Source organism: Candidatus Edwardsbacteria bacterium, assembly GCA_031082425.1.
Classification (GTDB): Bacteria; Edwardsbacteria; AC1; order AC1; family EtOH8; genus UBA2226.
Window position 1 is genome coordinate 150,976 of sequence record JAVHLB010000005.1, and the last position, 15,828, is coordinate 166,803.

At 58.6% G+C, this 15,828-nt stretch carries 16 protein-coding genes; all 16 read right to left on the bottom strand.

All coding sequences use genetic code 11. The annotated features are described in order from the left end of the window. Positions 1-67 precede the first annotated feature (67 nt). Positions 68-1,099, bottom strand: coding sequence for an S-methyl-5-thioribose-1-phosphate isomerase (gene mtnA, locus RDU76_06640; protein MDQ7798604.1), 1,032 nt, complete (start codon positions 1,097-1,099; stop codon positions 68-70). After that, complete coding sequence (locus RDU76_06645; GenBank protein ID MDQ7798605.1) at positions 1,063-1,686, bottom strand: Maf family protein; 624 nt, start codon at positions 1,684-1,686, stop codon at positions 1,063-1,065. Before RDU76_06645 ends, mtnA begins: the two co-directional genes overlap by 37 nt. Then, a complete protein-coding gene (tsaD, locus tag RDU76_06650) occupies positions 1,686-2,702 on the bottom strand; it encodes a tRNA (adenosine(37)-N6)-threonylcarbamoyltransferase complex transferase subunit TsaD (protein MDQ7798606.1) in 1,017 nt (338 codons plus the stop codon). The genes RDU76_06645 and tsaD overlap by 1 nt, the downstream gene beginning before the upstream one ends. Then, a complete protein-coding gene (locus tag RDU76_06655) occupies positions 2,699-3,628 on the bottom strand; it encodes a hypothetical protein (protein ID MDQ7798607.1) in 930 nt (309 codons plus the stop codon). Before RDU76_06655 ends, tsaD begins: the two co-directional genes overlap by 4 nt. After that, on the bottom strand, positions 3,629-4,216 hold the full coding sequence (locus RDU76_06660; protein ID MDQ7798608.1) for an SIS domain-containing protein: 588 nt from the start codon (positions 4,214-4,216) through the stop codon (positions 3,629-3,631). A gap of 13 nt (positions 4,217-4,229) precedes the next feature. Further along, entirely contained in the window at positions 4,230-5,075 is an 846-nt protein-coding gene (rfbD, locus tag RDU76_06665) for a dTDP-4-dehydrorhamnose reductase (protein MDQ7798609.1), read from the bottom strand. After that, positions 5,072-5,803, bottom strand: coding sequence for a sugar phosphate nucleotidyltransferase (locus RDU76_06670; GenBank protein ID MDQ7798610.1), 732 nt, complete (start codon positions 5,801-5,803; stop codon positions 5,072-5,074). The genes rfbD and RDU76_06670 overlap by 4 nt, the downstream gene beginning before the upstream one ends. Further along, positions 5,800-6,549, bottom strand: coding sequence for a geranylgeranylglyceryl/heptaprenylglyceryl phosphate synthase (locus tag RDU76_06675; GenBank protein ID MDQ7798611.1), 750 nt, complete (start codon positions 6,547-6,549; stop codon positions 5,800-5,802). Before RDU76_06675 ends, RDU76_06670 begins: the two co-directional genes overlap by 4 nt. A 98-nt stretch (positions 6,550-6,647) precedes the next feature. Beyond that, positions 6,648-6,821, bottom strand: coding sequence for a 4Fe-4S binding protein (locus RDU76_06680; protein ID MDQ7798612.1), 174 nt, complete (start codon positions 6,819-6,821; stop codon positions 6,648-6,650). Continuing rightward, positions 6,818-9,460, bottom strand: a complete 2,643-nt coding sequence (alaS, locus tag RDU76_06685; GenBank protein MDQ7798613.1) for an alanine--tRNA ligase — start codon at positions 9,458-9,460, stop codon at positions 6,818-6,820. Before alaS ends, RDU76_06680 begins: the two co-directional genes overlap by 4 nt. Positions 9,461-9,497: 37 nt before the next feature. After that, positions 9,498-10,163, bottom strand: a complete 666-nt coding sequence (locus RDU76_06690) for a hemolysin III family protein (GenBank protein ID MDQ7798614.1) — start codon at positions 10,161-10,163, stop codon at positions 9,498-9,500. Positions 10,164-10,195: 32 nt separating this feature from the next. Continuing rightward, positions 10,196-10,669 carry a regulatory protein RecX gene (locus RDU76_06695; protein ID MDQ7798615.1) on the bottom strand — a complete coding sequence of 158 codons (474 nt, stop codon included), beginning with the start codon at positions 10,667-10,669 and terminating at the stop codon, positions 10,196-10,198. An 88-nt stretch (positions 10,670-10,757) separates the two neighbouring features. Beyond that, entirely contained in the window at positions 10,758-11,825 is a 1,068-nt protein-coding gene (gene recA, locus RDU76_06700; protein MDQ7798616.1) for a recombinase RecA, read from the bottom strand. A 237-nt stretch (positions 11,826-12,062) separates the two neighbouring features. Further along, positions 12,063-12,953, bottom strand: coding sequence for an RnfABCDGE type electron transport complex subunit D (locus RDU76_06705; GenBank protein MDQ7798617.1), 891 nt, complete (start codon positions 12,951-12,953; stop codon positions 12,063-12,065). A 78-nt stretch (positions 12,954-13,031) separates the two neighbouring features. Next, positions 13,032-14,276 (bottom strand): 4Fe-4S binding protein, encoded by a 1,245-nt coding sequence (locus RDU76_06710; GenBank protein MDQ7798618.1) that lies wholly within the window; start codon positions 14,274-14,276, stop codon positions 13,032-13,034. 137 nt (positions 14,277-14,413) lie between these two features. Continuing rightward, a complete protein-coding gene (locus tag RDU76_06715) occupies positions 14,414-15,820 on the bottom strand; it encodes a pilus assembly PilX N-terminal domain-containing protein (protein ID MDQ7798619.1) in 1,407 nt (468 codons plus the stop codon). Positions 15,821-15,828 lie beyond the last annotated feature (8 nt).

A 15,828-nucleotide genomic window follows, 5' to 3' on the forward strand; every position in this document is an offset into this window, starting at 1 on the left:
ATAGTGATATTATATGCTTACCGGCCTGGTTTGTCAACATTTTTCGCCTTATATTGCCGGCCCATGATCAGCCGGATATCGCTTTGATTGACCTGCCGAAGGGCGGCCGGATGACACCCTTTTCGGTGATGATGGCGCTGACCAGCTTGCCGGGGGTGACATCGAAGGACGGGTTGAAAACAGCCATCTTACCGGGTGCGGCGCGGCATTGGCCGAACCTTCTGACCTCATCCGGGTTTCTCTGCTCGATGGGTATCCGGCTGCCGTCCTTCAACGACCGGTCGAAGGTCGAAAGCGGCGCGGCCACATAGAAGGGTACCCCGTGATGCCGGGCGTTGACCGCCAGACTGTAGGTGCCTATCTTGTTGGCAAAATCCCCGTTGGCGCATATGCGGTCGGCCCCCACTATGGCGCAGTCGATCTTACCAGACGCCATCAGAGAGGCCGCCATGTTGTCGCAGATCAGAACGGCAGGGATCTTCAGCCGGGCCAGCTCCCAGGCCGTCAGCCGGGCCCCCTGCAGCAGGGGCCGGGTCTCATCGACATAGACGGATCCTACCCTGCCCATTTTGTAGGCGGTGGAGATGATGCCCAGGGCGGTGCCGATGCCCCCGGTGGCCAGGGCCCCGGTGTTGCAGTGGGTGATTATCACCGAGTCCTTTCCCAACAAACTTGCCCCCTGCCTTCCGATCAGGCCGCAGGTCACGGCATCTTCAGCATGGATGCCCCTGGCGGCCTGCAGCAGCTTCTTCTTGATGGCCTCGGCCGGGCCGCCGGACATGATCAGTGAATTGAACCGGGCCTCCATCCTGTCCAGGGCCCAGAAAATATTGACCGCGGTGGGCCGGGTCTTTTTTATCCTCAGATAACTCTTCCGGAAATCGGCCGAGATATTCTCGGCTCCGGAGCGCCAGATGCCCAGCACCAGGCCGTAGGCCCCGGCGATCCCGATCAGCGGGGCGCCCCGGACCGCCAGGCCCTCGATGGCCAGGGCCAGGTCCTCCACTTTCCGGCAGACCAGGTATTCGGCCCTCAGCGGGAGCCGCCGTTGGTCCAGTAATCTTACCGTGCCGTTCCGCCAGGCGAGGACTTTTTGCATTTCAATATTTCCATTCTCTGTATCATGGCATTCAGTTTGACCAGGGGCAGCCCCATCACGTTGAAATAGCAGCCGTCTATCCTCTCCACCAGCAGCGACCCCAGGCCTTGGATGCCGTAGGCCCCGGCCTTGTCCATCGGCTCACCGGTGGCGGCATATCTTTTTATCTCCCAAAGGGACAGCTGGCGGAACTTGACCCTGGTCATCTCATGGCCAATGAGCTCGATCTGGCTGTGGGGATCATACAGACAGAGGCCGGTATAAACCTGGTGCCACCGGCCGGACAATATTTTGATCATCCGCCGGGCATCCTTTTCATCGACCGGTTTTCCCAGAACATGGTGGCGGTAGGCCACCACCGTATCCGCCCCCAGTATCAGGCGGGAGGCTGAAGATGTCCGCCGTTTCTTTCCCAGAAACCGGGCCTTTAGCTCGGCCAGGTATTCCGCTATCTTTTGGGGGTCGGAAAAACCGCAGTTCCCCTCGTCCACTTCGGCCGGTTTGATGATGATATCCGCCCCCAGCCCCTCCAGCAATGCTTTGCGGCGGGGCGAGGCCGAGGCCAGCAGCAAAGGCGGCCAGTTCATTAAGTTTGATATCTTGGCCAAACCGCCCTGGCGCTCACTTTATATTCGAACTGTTTGTCAGGCGAATTCCGGTATAGATGATAGCCGCAGCAGGCGATCATGGCGGCATTGTCGGTGCAAAGCTCGGGATCGGGAATGATCACCTCATGGCCCTCCTGGCTGCCGAACCAAGCCATTTTTTCACGGAGGGCCCGGTTGGAGGCCACCCCGCCCACTACCGCCATGGTATGGCAGTTCGTCAGGCAGGACGCCCTTCGAAGCTTTTCCACCAGCACCTCGAACACCGCCTCCTGAAAGCCGGCGCAGATGGCGGAAAGTTCCTGATCGGAAACAGCACCCTTTCCCCGGCCCTGCAGATGATTAAGCACCGCCGTCTTCAGGCCGGAGAAGGAGAAATCCAGGCTGCCCTGCCCCAGCAGGGCCCGGGGAAATTTCACCGGCTTGAGCTTATTGGCCGCCGCCTGCCGCTCGATCAGCGGACCGCCGGGATAGCCCAGCCCCATCATCTTGGCGCACTTGTCAAAGGCCTCGCCGGCGGCATCGTCCAGGGTCTGGCCCATCAGGGATATCCCGTGATCGCGGTCCATGAAAAACAGCGAGGTATGCCCGCCGGAGACCGCCAGGGCCAGCAGCGGCAGCTTCAGGTCCGGCCGGCTCAGAAAAGCGGAATAGATATGGCCGGCCACGTGATTAACCGGAACCAATGGTTTCCCCAGGCTCAGGGCCAGTCCCTGGGCGTAGCTATATCCCACCAGCAGGGCCCCGGCCAGGCCGGGCCTGTTGGTCACCGCTATCAGGTCGAGCCGGCCATGGTCAGCCCCGGCTTTGGTCAAAGCCTCCTCCGCCACCTGGGACACCCGGTTCAGATGGTCCCGGGCTGCCAGCTCCGGCACCACCCCGCCGTATTGCTGGTGGATCAGCTGGGAATGGATCACATTGCTTAACACGATCTCCCCGTCCTGCACCAGGCCGGCCGAGGTCTCGTCGCATGAACTCTCGATCCCCAGCACCATCATCGGATGTTGACCTCGAAATCCCGGGGACTGGCGGCGATCAGCACCAGCTTGTCCGGAAGCTCGATGGTGGCCTGCAGCTGGTGCTTGCCCGGAGGAAGATCCTTCAGGTCAAGCACAATTTTCAGGTCGGATTGTTTGGCGGCGTCCAGAACGTTCCGGGGGCCGGACACCACCAGATCTATGGCGCCGGGGGCGAAGCTGACCAGGTAATCACTGCTCCGGTTGATCACCGCTAGCGGTATGTTCTTGAACACCCGCTCCCCGCTCTTCTCAAACCGAAGGAACACATCGATGGATTCGGGGCTGACTGCGAACAGGCAGGAATCCGGCAGCAGCAAGGCCGATCTCACCAATGTTCCCACCGAGAAGCCATCGATTCTTATGGGGGCCGAATAAACGGCATCCAGCATCTCCAGCTGCCGGGCCGGGCCCTTTAACAGAGCCGAAGCCGGTTCATACCGGATGCTGTCGGAGAGCACCAAACCGTCCGCCGGGTCGCCCACCAGGTCGAGCAGGATGCTCACCAATTTCTCGGTTTGGCGGTCCAGATTGACCTCCATTTCCTGTTCCAGGAACTGGACCGACCGGATCTTAAGCCGGAAAGGCAGCACCAGATGATCCGGGGTAAGCTTGACCTTGAATTTTTTGATCTGGCGGTTCTCGGCATCGATCACCACCGCCGGTTTTTTGAACTGAAAGGCGACCAGGTCCTTACCCCTGGCCTCGATATCGCAGGTAACCGGGGGCAGGCACCGGGCCAGGGAATGCCCCGGGGGGATATTTTTGACCTCCACCGGGCAATGGAAGGCAAGTTTATAATACCTTTCGGTGGAGGCGTACAGCCACAGGGTGACCGCCAGCACCAGGGAGACTATCCTGATATCCAGGTTTCTGAATATCTTATGTTTATTTCCGGTGATCTTCATTTATCTTGCAAAATCCTTCTCCACCAGATCGCAGATGGCATGCTCGGCCATCAGCATGGATTCCTGGATCCGGAATGTTTTATCTCCCGCAGCCTTTATGCATACCCGGCAATATTTTCCCAACGCACCGGAAGCCGGCCCGGTCAGCCCGATAACGGCCAGCCCCTTTTTCTTGGCGGCTTTGGCCGCTTCGATGACATTGGGCGACCGGCCGCTGGTGGTGATGGCCAGCAGCACATCCCCCTTTTTCCCCAATGCCTCCACCTGTCGGGAGAAGACGGTGTCGAAGCCATGGTCGTTGGCCTCCGAGGTGATGATGGAGCTGTCGGCGGTCAGGGCCATGGCCGGCAGGGCCTTTCTCTCTTTTAGAAAGCGGACCACCATCTCGGCCGCGATGTGCTGGCTGTCGGCGGCGCTGCCCCCGTTCCCGCAGATCAAAAGCTTTCCGCCTTTTTTGAATGCCCCGGCGATTATATCGGCCGCTTTGATTATATCGCCCGCAGAGCTTTCCGCCGTATCGATGAGGGCCTGGGCGCTTTTCAGCATTTCCCGCCGCAATTGAGCCGAGGTGATATTCATATTTTTCATGTATCCTTAAGTATTATTTGATCTCCCCGGTTTCCTTGAGATAGTCCCTTAAGCCTTCCTCCCAGGGCCTCAATGTTTCCCCGAAGGTCCTTTCCCAGCAAAAATTCCGCAACACGGAATACGAAGGTCGGGTGGTCGGGGTGGGATATTCAGAGGAAGCAATGGGCAACACCTCGGACTTGATCCCGGACATTTCCACCGCCTTCCTGGCAAGATCGTACCAGCTGCAGGCTCCCGAGTTTGACAGGTGGTAGGTGCCGTATTTGTCGCTGGCGATCAGGCGGGCAATGGCCCGGCACAGGTCCCGGACATAGGTGGGCGATCCCACCTGGTCATTGACCACCTTTATCGTTCCGGCCTCTTTTGCCTTAGCCAGGATGGTGCTGATGAAATTGCGGCCCTGCTTACCATACAGCCAGGAGGTGCGGACGATGTAGAATTTTTTCAACAGCTCCCTGACGGAATTCTCGCCGTCCAGTTTGGATCTTCCGTAATGCCCCAACGGCCTCGGCTCATCCCATTCGCAATAGGGCTCGCCTTTTTTGCCGTCGAACACAAAGTCGGTGCTGACGTACAGCATGGGGATATCTAGCTGCCGGGAGGCCAAAGCTACATTTCTGGTACCCAGTCCGTTGACGGCATAGGCGGCAGCGGGATCTTTTTCGCAGCCGTCCACGTTGGTCATGGCGGCGCAGTGCAGAATGATCTCGGGATCGTACCCGACAAGCCTTTCGACCGCATCTGCGCTGACCAGATCAACCTCCTGAACATCTATGCCGGTCACCTGGTGGCCGCCAGCCACCTCTCGGCACAGGTCGGCGCCCAGCATCCCTTTGGCCCCGGTGACTAAAATCTTCATTTTTTATTCCTGGCCCTTTGCCCGATGAACTGGTTGACCACCCACAGGTCCTCGATGGACGAACCGGCGTCGCCCCACCAGCCCTTGATGATCTCGTAGGTCATCTGGCCTTTCTTGATGAAGGCGTTGTTGACGTCGGTGATCTCCAACTCGCCCCGGCCCGACGGCTTCAGGGTCTTCAGGATGTCCCACACTTGGGAGTCGTACATGTAGATGCCGATCACGGCGTAATTGCTCTTGGGGTTCCTGGGTTTCTCCACGATGTTCTTCACCAGCCGGCCCTTGACCTCCGCCACCCCGTATTCCCGGGGGTTGGCCACCGTCTTCAGGAATATCTTGGCACCGGATTCCTGTTTCTGAAAATCGCCCACCGCCTTTTTGATGGATCCGTCCAGGATGTTGTCGCCCAGCATCACCACCACCTTGTCATGGCCCACAAAATGGCGGCACAGCCCCAGAGCCTCGGCGATCCCGCCCTCGCGCTTCTGATAGGTGTAGTTGATGTGCTTCAGCCCGAACTCCTCGCCATTGCCCAGCAGGCGCAGGAAATCGCCGGCCGCGTTGCCGCCGGTCACCAGCATGATGTCATTGATGCCTGCCTGCACCAGGGTCTGGATGGGATAATAGATCATGGGACGGTCATACACCGGCAGCAGATGTTTGTTGGTGATGCTGGTCAGGGGACGCAGGCGAGTGCCCAGCCCTCCGGCCAATATTACGCCTTTCATTTTTTCTCCTTATAGTGGATCATTCTGGCAAACTTATTTATGATATCGTTTTTGATTTTCCCTTCCAGCACATTCCCTATGACCACTGCCGTGGCCCCGGCCCGGGCCTTTGTCCCGGCGGTCTCGGGATCCTTGATCCCCCCGCCCACCACCACCGGCAGGCCGGCATATCTGGCCACCCCGCCGATCATCTTCTCCGACACCGGAGAAAGGGCGCCGCTGCCGGCGTCCATGTAGATGAGCTTCATGCCAAGATATCTGGCCGCCAGGGCATGGGCCATGGCGATGTCCGGCTTGTCGTGCGGGATGGGGATGGAATGGCTCATATAGTTGGCCGAGGTCAGACGTCCGGATTCCACCAGCATGTAGCCGGTGGGGACCACCTCCAGCCCGGAGCGTTTGACCATCGGCGCGGCCTTGACCTGCTCCTCGATCAACAGATTGGCGTTGCGTCCGCTGATCAGCGAAAGATACAGCAGGGCGTCGGCCTCTTTGGTCACCTGGTAGGCGCTGCCGGGAAAGATCGCTATCGGCCGTTTGAAATTTCTTTTCAGGGCCCTGGCAACCAGGCCGATCTGATCCGACATCAGCAGGCTGGTGCCCAGAAATACGGCGTCCACCCCTTCCTTCTGGAAGACCGCCCCCAGTTTGGCTGCCTGGGCCGGCTTGACCTTGTCGGGATCCACCAGCACCACAAAAGCCGCTCCCTTGGCCTTGGCGGTTTTTAAAAGATATTCGTAAAACATAACTTTCCTTTCGACCTTCTCGATTGATCTCCTTCCCCTGCGGGGAAGAGCCTGGACTGATGAGAATATTTACTCTTCCCGACGAAGTAGGCCGGGGGTCAGGTTGGTGAGGTCAGCGCCCCGGTGGGGCAGACTGTGCCGCATTTCCCGCAGGAGATGCATTTATCCTGGTCTATCTCCAGTCCCCAGCCGTGCAGGACAATGGCCAGCGCCGGGCAGACACCCGAGCACAGGCCGCAGTTCCCGCAGAGATTTTTTTGGATTACTATCATGCTTGGCCGTTGAATAAACTTCCGATCTGTCCCATATATTCCTTCAGTTTGCCGTCATCCTTGCCGCCCACCTGGGCCAGCTGGGGCCGACCGCCGCCTTTGCCGCCGGTGATCGCGGCGACCTGCTTGGCGAGGTCCCCGGCCATGAACTTCTTGGCTTTAACCAGCTCATCGCCCACCGCGATGGTGAACCCGAACTTGCTTTCGTCCGTACTGGCCAGAATGATCACTCCGCCCGGAAGTTTCATCCGCAGTTTGTCGGCCATCTCCCGCATGTCTTCCTGGGAAAGACCATCCAGCAATTTGACCAGCAATTGAACCTCTTGATCCTTTTTAACCTCTTGAACCAAGGCTTCTATCATTCCGCCCTGTTGAAGTTTCGCCGCATCTTTCTTTGCCTTCTCCAGTGCTTTCAGCTCCTCCATCTGGGCATTGAGCTTTTTGACGATGTCCTCGCGGTTGGCCTTAAGACGGTCCTGGATCTCGGACACCAACAGCTGGTCCTGTTTGGCGAGGCGGTAGGCGGCCTCGCCGGTCACGGCCTCGATCCGCCGCACTCCGGAGGCGATGGCCTCCTCCCTGACTATCTTGAACAGCCCCAGCTCGCCGCTGTGCTTGACGTGGGTCCCGCCGCATAGTTCCTTGGAGAAATCCCCGCAGGATATCACCCGGACCTCCTCCCCGTATTTCTCCCCGAACAGGGCCATGGCCCCGGTCTTCTGGGCCTCGGCCAGCTTCATGTGCCGGTCGGTCACCGGAATGTTGTCCATGATCTTTCGGTTCACCAGGTGTTCCACCTCTTCCAATTGCATCGGATCCAGGGCGGCAAAATTGGTGAAGTCAAAGCGCAGTCGCTCCGGACCGACCATCGAGCCCTGCTGCTGGACATGCTTGCCCACCACCTGCTGCAGGGCCGCCTGCAGAAGATGGGTGGCGGTGTGATGCCGGGCGGTGCTAAGCCTGGCTGCTTGGTCGACCGAGGCGGTGACCTCGTCTTTGACCTTGATAGTGCCGGAAACTATCTCCGCCCGGTGGATGGTCGAAGCGTTGAAAGCCTTGACGGTATTGAGCACCTTGATCCGGCAGTTTGAGTTTTCAATGATGCCCACGTCGCCGGCCTGCCCTCCGCCCTCGGCATAGAAGGGGGTGTTCTCCAGGGTGAGGTCGACGGTCTCCCCCTTTTCGGCGGACTCCAGTTTGAGTTCTTTGCGATAGATTCCGGTGATCCTGGTGTTTCCCTGAAGCCTGTCGTATCCCACAAAAATGCAGGATGGATATTCAACCTCCTTGGCAGCGGTGAACGCCACCTCGCCCCGGGCCGCCCGGGCCCTCTCCTTCTGCTGTTCCATGGCCTGGTTGAACCCCTCCAGGTCCAGGGTCAGGCCCTGTTCCGCGGCGATCTCCTGGGCCAGGTCTATGGGAAAGCCGAAGGTGTCGTAGAGCTTGAACAGCACCTCGCCGGGGATGGCCTTTTTGTTGGGCGGGGTGATGGCCGCGGCCGATTCCAGCAGTTTGGTCAGCCCCAGCGCCACGGTGGAGACGAAATTCTCCTCCTCGTTTCTGACCACCATGGCAATGTGCTCGGTCCGGGGCTTAAGGTCGGGATAGGCCTGGCCCATGATCTCTATGACGCCCGGCACCAGATGGTGCAGGAAAGGCTCGGTCAGTCCCAGCAGGCGCCCGTGCCGGGCGGCCCGCCGCAGGATCCGCCGGATGACATATCCCCGCCCCTCGTTGGACGGCAGCACCCCGTCCCCGATGGTGAAGACCAGGGCTCTTATGTGGTCGGCGACCACCCGGAAGGAAACATCGGTCTGCCCCTGGCCGTAGGTTATCCCGGATATCTTCTCCACCGCCTTGATGACCGGATAAAACAGGTCAGTGTCATAGTTGGAATTTTTCTTCTGCAGCACCCGGACGATTCGCTCAAAGCCCATTCCGGTGTCCACGTGCCTGCTGGGCAGTTCGGTCAGATTTCCGTCCGGCCCCCGGTCGTACTGGATGAACACCAGGTTCCAGATCTCCACGAACCGCCCGCAGCCGTCCACGTTCACCCCGCAGACATGCCCGTCCTCGCCGGCCTTGGTACAGGTGCCTTCCCCCATGTCCATGTGTATCTCGGAGCAGGGGCCGCAGGGGCCGGTCTCGCCCATCTCCCAAAAATTGTCCTTCTCGCCGTGGCGGCTGATGTGCGAAGGGTCGATATCGGTCAGATCCTTCCAGAAACCAAAAGCCTCTTCATCGTTGACATAGACCGTGGCGTAGAGTTTTTCCTGGGGCAGTTTCCAGACAGCGGTCAGCAGTTCCCAGGCCCAGGAGATGGCCTCCTTCTTGTAATAGTCTCCGAAGGACCAGTTGCCCAGCATCTCGAAGAAGGTGTGATGGGTGTGGTCCCGCCCCACCTCCTCCAGGTCGTTGTGCTTACCGGAGACCCTCAACACCTTCTGGCTGTCGGCCACCCGCTTGTAGCCCCGGTCCTCCAAGCCCAGGAAGATCTTCTTGAACTGGTTCATCCCGGCATTGGTGAACAGCAAGGTGGGATCGTCCTGGGGCACCACCGAATCCGACGGCACGATGGTGTGGCCTTTAGATCTGAAGAAATCCAGGAATGATCGGCGTATTTGATCTGATGTTTGCATGATATTATGATTTGATATTTTTTCGATAGGGTCTTGTCTATTTGGGCAGCAAAAACAGTATGGTAAAAAAGTGGCAGATGCTCCCGGCCAGCACGAACAGGTGCCAGACCGCGTGGTGGTATTTCAATCTGCGCCACAGGTAGAAAACCGTCCCCAGCGTGTAGAACAGCCCTCCCACCCCCAGGAACACCAGGCTGACCGTGTTCAGATTCTCCAGCACCGGTTTTATCACCACCACCACCAGCCATCCCATGGCAATGTACAGCAAGGTGGACATGAACACGAATTTGTGGGTCCAGAAGGCCTTGCCCACTATGCCCAGAACAGCGATGCCCCACACCACGTCGAACACGGTCCAACCCAGCCGGCCGTGCAGGGTGATCAACGCGATCGGGGTGTAGGTTCCGGCTATCAGAAGGAATATGGCCGAGTGGTCGAAGATCCGGAACAACTGCTTGGCCCGCCCGGCGTAAAAACCGTGGTACAGGGTGGACGACAGATACAGCAACACCAACGTCGCCCCGTAGATGCTGAAGCTGACGATGTACCAGGCGTTCCCGGACAGACTGGCCAGCACCACCAGCACCGCTAGGGCCGCAATGGCCAGCCCCAGTCCCACCCCGTGCAGGATGGCGTTGGTGGTCTCCTCGCCCGGGGAGTAACGCTCCACCGAATCGGCATCGGAGTCACGCACCGCAGTCATTAGCTTTAGCCAGCGCCTGAAGGTGGTTTGAATCATTCTGAATTATTTTCCTTCAGCAGTTCCTTCAGCACTTTTGAGACTATCGAGGCTTCGTACCCCCGGCGGGCCAGAAACCCCGCCAGCCGCCGCTTGGCAGTATCGGAATCAAGCTTGCGGTAAAGCTTCATCTTTCTCCGGGCCAGATCCAGGGCCGCCGGGAACTCATCCGAATTGATTTTATACTCCCTGACGGCCTGATCAACTATCTCCCGGTCTATCCCCTTGGCAAAGAGCTCCTGCCGCAAACGGACCACGCCGGTGGGCCGAAAGTGCTGCCGGTTCTCGATCCAGTCCCGGGCGAACTTCTCATCGTCCAACAGCCCCAGCGACAGCAGGTCGTCTATCACCAGATCGATATCCCCGGGGGAGGCGCCTTTTACCTTAAGCTTGTCCCTGACGTCTTTGACCGAGCGTCCGCGTAGCTCCAGCAGCCGCAGGGCATAATTCCGGGCCTTGTTTATATCCATGGTTTATTCCCGCAGACCTTACCTCCCCTTATCCCCTCCTTGATCAAGGAGGGGATTTTGGGGTGGTCTATCACGAATAATGTGCGCTTTATTTCCGCCCCCGTTTCTTGGGCTCTTCCTTCTCCTCTTTCTCCGGCTCCTGGCCCTCCGCCTTCTGCCCGGCCGGCGGATCGAGCTTGGCCTTGAGGTCGATCTCTATCTTCTCCAGCAGGTCGGGATTCTGCTTGAGCATGGCCTTGATGTTGTCCCGGCCCTGGCCCAGCCGCTCGCCCTTGTAGGAGAACCAGGCCCCGGCCTTCTCGATGATGTTGTTCTCCACCGCCAGGTCCATCAGGTCGCCGACATAGGAGATGCCCTCGCCGAAGATGATCTCGAACTCGGTGGTCCGGAAGGGCGGGGCCATCTTGTTCTTGACCACCTTGACCCGCACCCGGTTGCCGATCATCTGCTCGCCCTGCTTGATGGTCTCTATCCGGCGGATGTCCATCCGCACCGAGGCGTGGAATTTTAAGGCCAGGCCGCCCGGGGTGGTCTCGGGGTTACCGAACATCACCCCGATCTTCATCCGGATCTGGTTGATGAACACGATGCAGGTCTTGGAGCGGTTGGCCACTGCCGTCAGCTTGCGCAGGGCCTGGGACATCAGCCGGGCCTGCAGGCCCATGTGGGAATCGCCCATGTCGCCCTCGATCTCGGCCTTGGGCACCAGGGCCGCCACCGAATCGATCACGATCACGTCCATGGCGTTGCTGCGGACCAGGGTCTCGGTGATCTCCAGGGCGTCCTCGCCGGTGTCGGGCTGGGAGATCAGCAGGTTGTCCACGTCCACCCCCAGGGCCCGGGCGTATTTGGAATCCAGGGCATGCTCGGCGTCGATATAGGCGGCGGTGCCGCCCTTCTTCTGGGCCTGGGCCACTATCGACAGGGCCAGGGTGGTCTTGCCCGAGGCCTCGGGGCCGTAGATCTCCACCACCCTGCCGCGGGGCACCCCGCCCACCCCCAGGGCATAGTCCAGCGATATGGAGCCGGTGGGTATCACCTCCACGTTGACCCCGGCATCGCGGCTGCCCCATTTCATGATGGCACCCTTGCCGAATTGTTTTTCGATCTGCGATACCGCCAGATCCAAGGCTTTTGCTTTTTCACCCTCCGCCATTTTCATGCTCCTCTCAAAATAATACGTTGAATATAATTACTAAGTTTATTTTAAACCATTGAACACGGGGCCGGTATTAGCCACATAAGGCACAAAATAATTTTCTTGTGTTGCATCTTTATCAACACATCCCTATAATACAACAACCCTTCAATATTTCTTTCCCATCAATTTTGTGTCATGGGTGCCTTTTGTGGTTGAATGGTTACGCATAGTCTACCGTTCAACTTAAAGGCGTCAAACCCCGGGGTCGACGGGCAGGTTGAATGTTTCAGCCGCCCGCATAGCCACCCCGCCAATCTTGTCCAGCAGGGGCGTGGCCAGCCCGGCGATGACGGGAGCAAAAAGGATCCCCTCCAGCATCAGGCCCTTTAAGGAGAACAGGAATATCAGAATGCCGCAGAGCATTCCGTACCAATACTGCCCCCAGTGCCGGGCCGGGGTTGACATCTGGTCGGCTCCCAGCACCCCCAGCGAGAACAGGAACAGGTTGGCCGTCCAGGACAATTGAAATATATCCAGCCCCCCGTCAGCCCGGTATTGCAGATAGAGGAAAGCCAGGGGCATCAGCAGGCCGGCCAGCAATATCCTCCATTTGTAAAGCCGGTGGAGGAATAAAAACGAGAACATAATGGTCAGTCCCACCGGCAGCCAGCCGGAGATGAAATACAGCCGGCCGCTGAAAACCGCCCCCCGCCCGGCGAGATTGGCCAGGCCTGACCCCCCGCCGAAATAATCGCCCCCCGCCAGGACCAGCAGCGCCAGCACCAGGGGGAAGTTCAGGGGATAGGCGTACTCCCGGTCCCTGACGTAGGTTCGCAGCAAGCCGCAGGCCGCCGTCAGCCCGGCCGGAATTATCAGGCTGATGCCGGCCGGGATCAGCAGGCAGATCAGGATGGCGTCGTTGACGAACCAAAGATCCGATCTTTTCCGGCGGCCTTTTTTCAAAGCATAGATGTGCCAGACCAGCCCCAGGAACAGGGACAACAACAGCCTTGAGGCCAGGCCCCAGCCCCACAGATAGAGGCCGAACCCGGCCAGCGGCAGCAGGGCTATGAAACTGCGGAAGCCCAGCTGCTTCCAGTCAAAGCGGGTGCGGATATGGGGCCACAACGATACGTTGAACATTTACGCAGCGAACCTTTAAGTTAAAATATTAATCACTTTCGATGAGCCCCTTAACCGTTCAAGGCCTTTGCCTCTCTGTCATGCAAAAGGCTCAAAGTTTGCCTTCCCCATCGACTTGCCCACCTTGATCTGGTGCAGCAGATGCAGCCGCGACGGGCAGACGAAGCTGCACAGTCCGCACTCCAGGCATTTTTCCAGGCCCAGGGCGGAATATTTTTCCGTCCGGCCATCACCCACCGCGGCATACAGGCATTGGGGGCTCAAGTTCCGGGGGCAGATGTTGGAGCATTCACCGCAGTTGATGCACAGGCTGTCCTCCCAGGAAATGTCGTCCTTCATCATGATCACCCCGTCGGTGTCCGGGGTCACCGGCATCTTCGGGCTGTAATAGCTCTGGCCGGTCATCAGCCCGCCCAGGATCAGCTTGATGTTCCGGTAGCGCGACAGGTCGCGCTTGAACACCTGCTCCAGGGTAGTTCCCAGCGGCAGCCGGACATTGGCCGACTGCCCGGAGGTCTGGTCCCAGACGGTGCACAGCTTGGTGGTCATCGGCCATCCCTCGATCACCGCCTGCCGGATGTTCCACACCTCCTCCAGACCGTAGACCCTGGAGCTCTGGGATCCCGGGAAATTATCCTGCAGCAGGCCGGCATGGCCCTGGGGATATTTGGGCTCCACGACTTCCACCGAAAGGTTCACCGCGCTGGTCAACAGCACCTTCATCCGTTCTATCAGGTCCGGCATGTCGGATGAAATGACCACCCGCCCCCGCACCGAACGGTGGAGCTGCATCAATATCCGCATCCCCTCTATCAGCTTCTCCGGGGCCTCTTTCAGCAGGCGGATGTTGCCGGATACCGGCGGCTCCAGGCTCAGGCCGTTGAATATCAGCAGGTCCGTATCCGGCGGCTCCTGCAGGTCCCTGATCCCGGCCTCCCATATCCGGTGGCCCAGATCGCCCCGGGTCCTCTCCCAGAACCGGGGAAAGGCCTCCAGCACAACTTTCGGCTGGTGCTGGGCCTGGGACACCTGAAGATGAACGGTCAGCCGGGGGAAATCAAAATTCCTGGGCCGGGCCACCAGGTCGGGAAAGTCCTCGATCCTCTCCACCTGCCCGGCCAGCGGGGCATATACCGGAAGGCCCTTCGAATCATAGCCGATGGCGTCGTAGGCATGGACCCAGTCACCGGGAAAGACCGAGGCCTTGCCTCCGTGCCACAGGGGGATGGTCAGAAAATCCGGCCGGTCGGGATTTTCTATGGGCTTTTTATAGCAGAACATTTTGGCCGGCCAATGCCAGCCGCCGGTGATGGATCTGGCCATTTAATTTGTTGAAAATTATTTTTGTAAGTTGCAATAAAACTAACTTGTTAAGTATAAGATATCTGAAAATAAAAGTCAAATGAAAACAAAGCCAAAAGCCGCCCCAAAGTATCAGGGCGGCTTTTATAAAAAATAGCTTAGTGAATGTTCACTTCCCGCCAGGAAAGCTGCTTCAGACCGGCCGATGAGCTGGTTTGGGATAAAACATCCTGAATGGCTTCGCTGGAATAAAGGACATCTATTTGCCCGGTCAAGTTGACCGGGTTGGGACCGCCGCTCGGGTTGCCCAATACGATATCCCCGTTGCAGACCATGGCCCCCAGAACCCAGAATTGGCCGGAGATATGCATCCCGCCCTCGACCACGAATATGCCTTTGAAATATACATTATTTCCCCCGGCGGCCTTAAAGCCTTTTTTGAGCCACCATATTCCGGAAGGATTGGCCGTCAAATTAAGTGCTGATATGTCGACATCGCAATCAAATTCCAGGGCTTTGCCCTGAAAATCGGTCGGGGATACAGTGGTGGGATCGGTAATGGCCGGCAAAAATCCGTAAGCGGTCTTCATACTAATAGAATCAGCAAAGCCCAGCATGTTCCAGATAGGCTGGTAGGTCACATTGCCGGCAGTTGGGGGCTCGCCATTGGATACCGCCCCTCCCTGCGGGCCTTTCAGGGTAGCCCCTGGAGAAGTGGCGATGCCGGGCAAACAGCCAGCATCGTCATCGGTAACCGATGGCGGGTTGCATAGTTCATAAAGTCCACGGGGGCTGTGACAATATGGCAGGCCGCCACCGCCGGTAAGCGAAGCCCCGGCGTCCGGCTGCCCGGTTGAATGCCACAGGCTGACGGGGTGATTGTGCCCGCAGACCCCTCCCCGCCCTCTGAAAAATATATCGGCATTGGTCTGCAGGCTGGCCTTGACATTGCAGTCAAAAAGGATCTTGGAGACCTCGACCTCCAGACTGCGGCGCACATTCCCCCTGATACCGGTGGACCTGATGACCCAGATGGGGGTTGATTTGTCGTTGGGCGCCCCGTAGGGAGAGGCGACCGCAATCCGTTCCCCGGTGGCGTGGTTGTAGTAATAGATCGTGGTGTCCGTGCCGTTGATCTCGGTCTTGTAACGCGCGGTCAGGACATAAACCGAATCGGCGGTGTTTACCGTGCTGACGGTATAGGGCAGCTGAAGGGTGTCGTTCAGCGAGGCCTGCAGGGAGGAATAATAGTCGATGTTGGAGTTGGCCGGCGCCGTGGGAATGCTGGTGTTGTTCACTATCCGGGCCTGCCAGTCGGGATGGACCACGTCGCCCTCTCCGATGTAATAGGGGCTGGATCCGGTAAGGCTCAGCCGGGCCGAAAGCTCGCTGATGCCTGCTTCGGCGGCATTGAGCGCCGAAGTATAGGTGTTCTGGTTGCCGCCCAGTTTCTGCTCGGTGGTGATGGTCAGCATGAACCCGGCCACCATTACCGACATCACCAGCAGCAACATCATGGCGATCACCAGGGCTATGCCTTTTTCTTTTTTTAGTGCGCTAAGCATTGTACACT